Consider the following 1354-nt stretch of genomic DNA (forward strand, 5'->3'; position numbering starts at 1 on the left):
CCGCGGGCTCGGCAGCGGTCGTAGTAGGTCCGGGAGGCGGGATCGTGGAGGGCTGCGAACGCGGAGAGGAACATCGCTCGTTTCAGCTGCCGGTTGCCGCCTCTGGGGGCGTGCTCGCCGTGGATCGACGTGCCGGACTGCCGGGTTGCCGGGGCGAGGCCGGCGTAGGAGGCCAGGTGGGCGGCGGTGGGGAAGCTGGTGCCGTCGCCGACGGTGGCCAGCAGGACGGCGGCGGTCCTGACGCCGATGCCGGGCATCGAGGTCAGGACCTGGGAAAGAGGGTGGGCCTCCAGCAGTGCCTCGATCCGGGTTTCCAGGGCCCGGCGTTGTTCGTGAACGGCGGCCAGCGACTTCGCCAGCGACGGGACGATCACGTCGAGGGTGCCGGTGCCCGGGACGGTGACGGTCTGCTCGTCGAGTGCGGTGAAGATGTCGTCGGCGAGCCGCTCGGCCATGCGCGGGGCTCTCGGGCGGATGATCTCGACGAGCTTGCGGCGGCCTGCTTTGCGGAGTGCTTGCGGGGATCCGTAGCGCTCGAGGAGCCAGGTCACTGCAGGGTGGTCCAGGCGCGGGCCGAGGACGCGCTCCAGACTGGGGTGGAACTGGGTGAGCAGGCCGCGGATGCGGTTGGAGGTGCGGTTGGCCTCGCCTGCGAGGTCCTGGTCGAAGCCGACCAGCATGGTCAGCTCCGCGGTGACCTCGTCGGTCAGGTCGAGGGTGCGCAGGGTGTGGGGCATGGTGCGGGCGGCGTCCGCGATGACCGCGGCGTCCTTCGCGTCGGTCTTGGCCTCGCCGGGGTAGAGGTCGGCGATCCGTCGCATCGCCAGTCCGGGCAGGTAGGCGACCTGGCAGCCGGCGTCCCGGGCGACGGTCAGCGGGAGGGCGCCGATGGAGGCGGGCTGGTCCACGACCACCAGGACCGTGCCGAACTTGGCAGTGAGCTTGTCGAAGGCAGCCCGCAGCTTCGGTTCGCTGTTGGGCAGCTGTTTGTCGAAGACCGTCTTTCCGGCCGGGGTCAGGCCGTGGCCGTGATGCGTCTGCTTGCCGACGTCCAGCCCCAGGAAGACGCCCACCCCGTCGATGCTGATCACCGTGCCCCCACATGCGTCGATGCGTGCCGGCCTCGGCGGTCGGGGCCGTTCGCGCGCAGCCACGTTATGCAGACCTGCCGCCCGCGAGTGGCCGGGCCTTGCGCCCGGCCGGGCGGTGGTCGGACCTCTGATCAGCGTCTCCGACGGCACCCCTCGGACCCGGTGACACCACCCCCCAGGTCATCCGATCGACAGGGGGCAACAGTCATGCCGGGCCCGGAGGCCAGCGGCCCTCTTGCAGGACCGCGAAAAAGATAACGGGG

General features: G+C 71.1%; 1 protein-coding gene. It reads right to left on the reverse strand.

All coding sequences use genetic code 11. The features are described from left to right. The coding region (locus IE172_RS34190; protein WP_190101259.1) for an IS110 family RNA-guided transposase at nt 1–1091 on the reverse strand (1091 nt) is incomplete at its 3' end. Between the last annotated feature and the right edge of the window lie 263 nt (nt 1092–1354).

It is taken from the genome of Streptomyces griseoflavus, assembly GCF_014649995.1.
Lineage (GTDB): Bacteria > Actinomycetota > Actinomycetes > Streptomycetales > Streptomycetaceae > Streptomyces > Streptomyces griseoflavus.